The sequence below is a fragment of the Kitasatospora sp. NPDC029367 genome (assembly GCF_055569135.1).
This window is the reverse complement of the sequence record NZ_JBVHYH010000140.1, coordinates 1-7,952: the sequence shown is the minus strand read 5'-3', so window position 1 is coordinate 7,952 and position 7,952 is coordinate 1. Positions and strand designations below refer to the sequence as shown.

2 protein-coding genes are annotated in these 7,952 nt (G+C 74.7%); both read right to left on the bottom strand.

Going from position 1 to position 7,952, the window contains the following annotated elements:
- On the bottom strand, window positions 1–7,189 hold a 7,189-nt coding region (locus tag ACZ4W5_RS37490; protein WP_465659690.1), incomplete at its 3' end, for a type I polyketide synthase.
- Window positions 7,190–7,205: 16 nt separating this feature from the next.
- Window positions 7,206–7,952 (bottom strand): acyl carrier protein (locus tag ACZ4W5_RS37485; protein WP_465659688.1); only part of this gene is annotated, 747 nt, incomplete at its 5' end.

The window sequence follows — 7,952 nt, the reverse complement described above, 5'->3', positions numbered from 1 at the left end:
GGTGGATGCCGTGGTGTTGCCAGGTGCGGGCGAGGCTGACCATGAGGGCGAAGAGGGCGGGTTGGATGACGTCGACGCGGTTGAGGTCGGGGGCGCCCGGTTCGGCGTGGAGGACGTCGAGGAGTGACCAGCCGGTGTGGGGTCGGAGGGCTTGGTCGCAGGCGTGGAGGTGTTCGGCGAAGACGGGTGAGGTGTCGAGGAGTTGGAGTCCCATGCCGGGCCATTGGGATCCTTGGCCGGGGAAGACGAAGACGGTTTTGCCGGGTGTGCTGGTGCCTTGGACGAGGTGGGGGTGGGGTTGGTCGGCGGCCAAGGCCGTGAGCGCGTCGAGGAGTTCGTCACGTGTGGTGCCGTAGGCGGCGGCGCGGTGGGTGAAGGGGGTGCGGGTGTTGAGGGTGTGGGCGATGTCGTGGGGGGTGAGGTGGGGGTGGTGGTGGAGGTGTTGGGTGAGGCGGCGGGCGTGGTCGCGTAGTGCGGTGGGTGTTTTGGCGGACAGCCGCCAGGTGACGGGGGTATCGGGCTGGGTCTCCACCGGTTCCGGTGCGGGGGACGGTTCCGGTGTGGTGGGGGCCTGTTCGAGGATGACGTGGGCGTTGGTGCCGCTGATGCCGAAGGAGGAGACGGCGGCGCGGCGCGGTCGTCCCTCAAGGGGCCAGTCGCGGCTTTCGGTGAGGAGTTCGACGTTGCCGGCGTCCCAGTCGATGTGGGGGGAGGGTGCGTCGACGTGCAGGGTGCGGGGCATGATGCCGTGTCGCATGGCCTGCACCATTTTGATGATGCCGGCGACGCCCGCCGCTCCTGCCGCGTGGCCCATGTTGGACTTGATGGAACCGAGCCGGAGCGGGGCTCCCTCGGGCCGGTCCTGGCCGTAGGTGGCGAGCAGGGCCTGGGCCTCGATGGGGTCGCCGAGTTTGGTTCCGGTGCCGTGGGCCTCCACGACGTCGACGTCGGCGGTGGTGAGTCCGGCGTTGGCCAGGGCCTGGCGGATCACCCGCTGCTGCGCGGGTCCGTTGGGCGCCGACAGCTGACTGCTGGTCCCGTCCTGGTTGACGGCGCTGCCGCGCAGCACCGCCAGGATCTGGTGGCCGTTGCGGCGCGCATCCGACTGCCGTTCGACCAGCAGCAGGCCGACGCCCTCGCTCCAGGAGGTGCCGTCGGCGGCGGCCGCGAAGGACTTGGAGCGCCCGTCGGGAGCCAGGCCGCGCTGCCGGCTGAACTCCACGAACGACGAGGGCGTCGCCAGCACCGAGACGCCCCCGGCGAGGGCGAGGTCGCACTCGCCGTTGCGCAGCGACTGCGCGGCCAGGTGCAGGGCGACCAGCGAGGAGGAGCACGCCGTGTCCAGGGAGACGGCGGGGCCCTCCAGGCCGTAGGTGTAGGACAGCCGCCCGGAGAGGATGCTCGCCGAGTTGCCGACGATCAGGTAGCCCTCCAGGTTCTCGTGCCCGGCGACCAGCGTTCCGTAGTCCCGGTCATGAGTCCCGGTGAAGACGCCGGTGCGGCTGCCGCGCAGTGAGGAGGGGTCGATCCCCGCGTGTTCGAACAGCTCCCAGCTGGTCTCCAGCAGCAGCCGCTGCTGCGGGTCCATCGCCAGCGCCTCGCGCGGGCTGATGCCGAAGAAGTCGGCGTCGAAGTCGGCGACGTCGTGCAGGAACCCGGCCGCACGGACGTAGGAGGTGCCGAGGTGTTCGGGGTCCGGGTGGTACAGGGCGTCGAGGTCCCAGCCGCGGTTGTCGGGGAAGCCGGTGATCGCGTCCCGGCCCTCGGCCACCAGCTGCCACAGGTCCTCGGGGGAGCGGACGTCGCCGGGGTAGCGGCAGGCCATGCCGACGATGACGATCGGGTCGCCGTCGGACCGGACCGCGGTGACCGGCACCACGGTGCTCCCCCGGACGCCGAGGAGTTCGGAGCGCAGGTGGCCGGCCATCGTGGCGGCGGTCGGGTAGTCGAAGAGCAGCGTCGACGGGAGGTCGAGCCCGGTCGCCTCGTGGAGCCGGTTGCGGAGGCCGACGGCGGTGAGCGAGTCGAATCCCAGTTCCTGGAGCGGGCGGTCCGGATCGACCGAGTCGGGAGTCCGGTGCCCGAGCACGGCGGCGATCCGGCCACGGACCAGGTCGAGCACGGTCCTGAGCTGCTCGTCCTCGGACAGGGCGCGCAGCTGTCGCGCCCAGGCGCGGTTGTCGACGGTGGCGGTGCCCGCGGTCGGGACGCGCACCAGGTTCCGGAACACCGGCGGCAGGGTCAGCGCCCGTGCGTGCCTGCGGAGTTCGGCGTGGTCGAGTTCGACGGGCAGCAGCCTGCCGTGCCGCCCCCCGGACAGCGCCAGGCCGAACGCGGCGAGGGAGTGCCCGGTGGAGCGGGGCTTGAGCCCGTCGGGCGCGGCGGACTCCGGCCGGGCGGGATCCGACTGCTCCTCCGGCGCCCAGCCGAGCGACAGGACGGGGCGCCCCTCGGCGCGCCGGCGGTCGGCGAGGGCGTCGAGGAGTGCCCCGGCGGCAGCCCGGTCCGCGCGTCCGGGAGCGCCGAGGGAGCCGGCGGCGGAGGAGAAGAGGACGAAGGCGCCGAGTCCGGCCTCGGCGGTGAGGTCGTGGAGGTCCCAGGCGAGGCCGGCCCGGATGCGCAGGGCGGCGTCCAGGTGCTCGGGGGTGAGGGCGGTGAGCGGGGCGCCGGTCTCCTCGACCGCGTGGACGACGGCGGTCAGCGGCCGTCCGGGCGGGACGGCGGCCAGCAGTGCGGCGAGGTCCGCGCGGTTGCCGATCTCCCCGGGCGCGGTGGTCACGCTCGCCCCGAGGGTGGTGAGGCCGTCGGCGTCGAGCGGCGCGGCCCCGGCGGTGCGGGCGAGCAGCAGATGACGTGCGCCGTGTTCGGTGACCAGGTGCCGGACGAGTGCTTCGGCGAGGTCGCCGGCCCCGGACAGCACCAGCACGGTGCCGTCGGGGTCGAACGGCCTTGCCCGTCGCTCCTGTTCCTCCTCCGCCTGCTCCTGTTCCCCCGGTGCGGCCGTCGCGGTGAGGGGCACGCGGACCAGCCTGGGGGCGAGCAGGTCGTCGGCGCGGACGGCGAACTGGTCCTCGCCGGCGGCCGGAAGCGCACCCAGCACGGCCTCGGTGACCTGCTCGTCGACGTCGAGCAGTACGAAACGGCCGGGGTGCTCGATCTGGGCCGAGCGCAGCAGGCCCCAGACGGCCGCCTGGCCGGGATCGAGGACGTCCTCCGGGGCGCCGCCGTCGGCACCGGGACCGTCGTGGGTCGCGACCGCGCGCCGGGTGACGATCACCAGCCGCGAGCCGCCGAGCGGTTCCTCGGCCAGCAGGTCCCGTACGGCGTCGAGCGCCCGGACGGCCTGCCCGACGGCGGCCGCGCCGGTTTCCGAGCCGCTCTCCGGGAGCGTCATGAGGATCGCGTCGGGTGCAGGACGCGCGCCGTCCCGGACGGCGCGGGCGAGCGCCGCGAGGTCGGTGTGCCGCTCGCCGGGCAGGGCGGCGAGGGCGTCGTCGTCCGCGTTCCCGGCGATGACCGCCCAGCGGGTCGCGGCCTCGGCGGGCCGCGGCAGCGGGATCCACTCGAGCCGGTACCCGCTGTCCGTGTCCGTGCCGCGGAGCCCGGCGGCACGGACCGGCCCGAGCCGCACCGAGCCGACGGTGGCGACCAGGGTGCCGGAGGCGTCGCGGATCGACGCCGAGGCGGTGTCGGGCCCGGTGCGGGTCAGCGCGACCCGGAGCGTCCGCGCGCCGGTGGCGTGGACGGTGACGTCCTGCCACGCCACGGGCGTGCGCAGTTCGTCGGCCGGGCCGTCGAGGGCGGCCAGGGCCGTCTGGAGCAGACGCGGGTCGAGGAGGTACCCGCCCTGCCCGGCGTCGTCGGGCAGCCGGACCTCGGCGTAGCCGGTGTCCCCGGCCCGCCAGGCGGCGTGCAGCCCGGCCAGCGGGACGGCCCCGCTGTGGCCGAGGCCGGCGAGCCGGTCGGCCAGCTCCTCGGCGTCGACGGGGACGGCGTCGCCCGGGGGCCAGTCGCCCGCCGGGCCGGCGGTGGCGCCCTCGACGGCTCCGTGGCCCAGCCCGGTGAGGACCGCGCCGGCGTGGCGGATCCAGGGTCGTTCCGGGTCGTCGCCGGAACGGGAGTGGACGGTCACCCGCTGGACGGTGGTGCCCCCGTCGGGGGCGGGGAGGCCGCTGCCCGCGGCGCCGCCCTCGCTGTCGTCCGGGGTGACTGTGAGGTGCAGCCGGGCCGGCGCGCCGTCGGCCAGCACCAGCGGCGCTTCGACGGTGAGCTCCGCGACCCGGGTGAGTCCGCTCTCGGCCCCTGCCCGGAGGACGAGGTCCAGGAAGGCCGCGCCGGGCAGCACGGTGACGCCGTGCACGGCGTGGTCGGCCAGCCACGGGTGGGCGGCGGCGGTGACCTGGCCGGTGAGGATCCGGCCCTTGCCGTCGGGCAGTTCGACCGCTCCGCCGATCAACGGGTGCCGGGCGGTGGAGCCGGACGAGGACGGGTTGTCCGTGGGATGCAGCCACAGCGACCGGTGCTGGAACGGGTAGGTGGGGAGGTCCACGCGGTCCGCGGGCCCGAAGAACGCCGACCAGTCGACCCGGACGCCGTGCGCGTGGAGCTGCCCGAGCCCGGCGACCGCCTCGGCCGCCTCCGGCCGGTCCCGGCGCATCAGCGGGACGAAGAGGGCATCGGCCGCGGACTCCGGCCCCGCCGCCGAGAGCACCGCGTCCGGGCCGATCTCGACGAACGCGGTGACGCCGGCGGACCGCAGGCCGCGCACCGCGTCCGCGAACCGGACGGTCGCCGAGACGTGCCGCACCCAGTAGTCCGCCGACGCCCAGCTCCCGGCCGGACCGCCGGAGACCGTGGACACGGCCGCGATCGTCGGCTCCCGGTAGGTCAGCGACTCGGCGACCGCGCGGAACCGGTCCAGCATCGGGGCCATCAGCGGGGAGTGGAAGGCGTGCGAGACCCGCAGCGAGCCGGTCTTCCGTCCCTGCTCCGCGAAGTGCGCGACGACTGCCGAGACGGCGGCCGCGTCGCCCGAGATCACCACCGACTGCGGGCCGTTGACCGCGGCGAGCCCCACCGCGTCGGACAGCAGCGGCCGGACCTCCTGCTCGGTCGCCCGGATCGCGGCCATCGCTCCGCCCTCGGGCAGCTCCTGCATCAGGCGGCCGCGCGCGGCGACCAGCGTCGAGGCGTCGGCCAGCGAGAGCACCCCGGCGACGTGGGCGGCGGCGATCTCACCGACGGAGTGCCCGGCCAGGAAGTCCGGCCGCACCCCCCAGGACTCGGCCAGCCGGAACAGCGCCACCTCGACCGCGAACAGCAGGGCCTGCGCGTTTCCGGTCCGCCGGACCGCCTCCTCGTCGGTGCCCCACAGCACTTCGCGCAGCGGCACCTCGCCGTGGCCGTCCAGTTCGGCGAGGACGGCGTCCAGGGCCTCGGCGAACACCGGGTAGGCCTCGTACAGGCCGCGGGCCATGCCCGCCCGCTGGGACCCCTGGCCGGTGAACAGGAACGCGACCTTGCCGCCGAGCACCCGGCCCGGCGCGGTGCTGCCGTCCGCGACCGCGTCCAGGGCGGCGGACAGTTCCTCCCGGTCCGCGCCGGTCACCACCGCACGGCAGGTCAGCGCGGCCCGGTTCAGGGCCAGCGCCCGTCCGGCGGCGGCCAGTCGGTCGTCGGGCAGGGTCGCCAGGAACGTCCGCAGCCCGGCCGCCTGCGCGCGCAGCGCCTCGGGGGTCCGGCCGGACAGCGGCCACGGCACCACCGGTGGCGCGGCCGTCTCCACCGGGTCCGGTGCCGGGTCGGCGGCGGGCGGTTCCTCCAGGATGACGTGGGCGTTGGTGCCGCTGATGCCGAAGGAGGAGACGGCGGCGCGGCGCGGTCGGTCGGTGCGCGGCCAGTCGCGGCTCTCGGTGAGGAGTTCGACGTTGCCGGCGTCCCAGTCGATGTGGGGGGAGGGTGCGTCGACGTGCAGGGTGCGGGGCAGGACGCCGTGTCGCATGGCCTGCACCATTTTGATGATGCCGGCGACGCCGGCGGCGGCCTGGGTGTGGCCGATGTTGGACTTGACGGAACCGAGCCAGAGCGGGTGTTCGCGGTCCTGGCCGTAGGTGGCGAGCAGGGCCTCCGCCTCGATGGGGTCGCCCAGCTCGGTACCGGTGCCGTGGGCCTCCATCGCGTCCACGTCGGACGGGCGCAGGCGCGCCTCCGCCAGCACCTGGCGGATCAGCCGCTCCTGGGAGGGGCCGTTGGGCGCGGTGAGGCCGTTGGAGGCGCCGTCCTGGTTGACGGCGCTGCCGCGTACGACCGCGAGGATCTGGTGGCCGTTGCGGCGGGCGTCGGAGAGCCGTTCGACCAGCAGCAGGCCGACGCCCTCGCTCCAGGCGGCGCCGTCGGCGGCGGCCGCGAAGGACTTGGAGCGCCCGTCGGGGGCCAGGCCGCGCTGGCGGCTGAACTCGATGAACGCGGCGGGGGTGGCCATCACCGTGACCCCGCCGGCGAGGGCGAGATCGCACTCGCCGTTGCGCAGCGCGCGGGCGGCCAGGTGCAGGGCGACCAGCGAGGAGGAGCACGCCGTGTCCACCGAGATGGCCGGGCCCTCGAAACCGAACACGTAGGAGAGCCGCCCCGAGGCCAGGCTGCCCGCGCTCCCCGTCCCGAGATAGCCCTCGAAGCCGTCGGGTGCCGCCTGCGTGAGCCGGTTGCCGTAGTCGTCGTACATGACGCCGGTGAAGACGCCGGTGTGGGTGCCGCGCAGGGTGGTGGGGTCGATGCCGGCGTTCTCGAGGGTCTCCCAGGCGGTTTCGAGGAGGAGCCGTTGTTGCGGGTCGGTGGCGAGGGCCTCGCGGGGGCTCATGCCGAAGAACTCGGGGTCGAAGTCGGCGGCGTCGTGGAGGAATCCGCCGTGGCGGGTGTAGCTGGTGCCGGGGTGGTCGGGGTCGGGGTGGTAGAGGGCGTCGAGGTTCCAGCCGCGGTCGGTGGGGAACTCGCCGATCGCGTCGACGCCGTCGGTCACCAGTCGCCACAGGTCCTCGGGGGAGCGGACGCCGCCGGGGTAGCGGCAGGCCATGCCCACGATCGCGACGGGCTCGTTCTCCCTGGACTCCAGCTCCTGAACGCGCGCCCGGGTCCGCTGGAGGTCGGCGGTCACGCGCTTGAGGTAGTCCCGCAGTTTGTCTTCAACCGTCATCGCATTCAGTCCCGTCTCAAGCCGTGCCGAGCTCGTTGTCGATCAGGTCGAACATCTCCTCGTCGGAGGCCCCGTCGAGGGCGGCGGCGAGGGAATCGTCCATGGCGTGCGTGGTGGAGTGTTCGGAGAGCAGCAGGCGCAAGCGGGTCGTGAACTCCTCCCGCGCGCTGTCGGAGACCGTTCGCAGAATGCTTTCGAAGCGGTCGAGTTCGGCGAACGCCGTGGCGTCGTCCGGCACCTGCCCGGAGCCTTCGCCCGAACCGGTGCCGGTGCCGTCGGCGGGCCTGGCGGCGGCGGCCTCGCGGGCGAGGCGGTCACCGAGGTGCTCGGCGAGCGCGCGGGGCGACGGGTAGTTGAACGCCAGCGTCGCCGGCAGCCGCAGCCCGATGGCGGCGCCGAGGCGGTTCCGGAACTCCACCGCGATCAGCGAGTCGAAGCCCAACTCCTTGAGCGCAGAGTCCGGATCGATGCTCTCCGGCGAACCGTGCCCGAGCGCCGCCGCGACGTGCGAGCGGACCAGGTCCAGCAGGAGCGTGCCGCGCTCGCCCTCCGGCGTCTCGGCGAACCGGCGCGCCCAGTCGCTCGTCCCGTCCCCGGTGGCACGCGGCCTCGCCGACCGCACCAACCCGCTGAGGATCGGCGGCAGTTCCCCGCGCTCGACCCGCTTCCGTAGGGCGGTTCGGTCGATGGGGGTGAGGAGGAGGTGGGGGTGGGGGGTGTGGAGGGTGGTGTCGAAGAGGGTGAGTGCGGTGGGGGTGGTGAG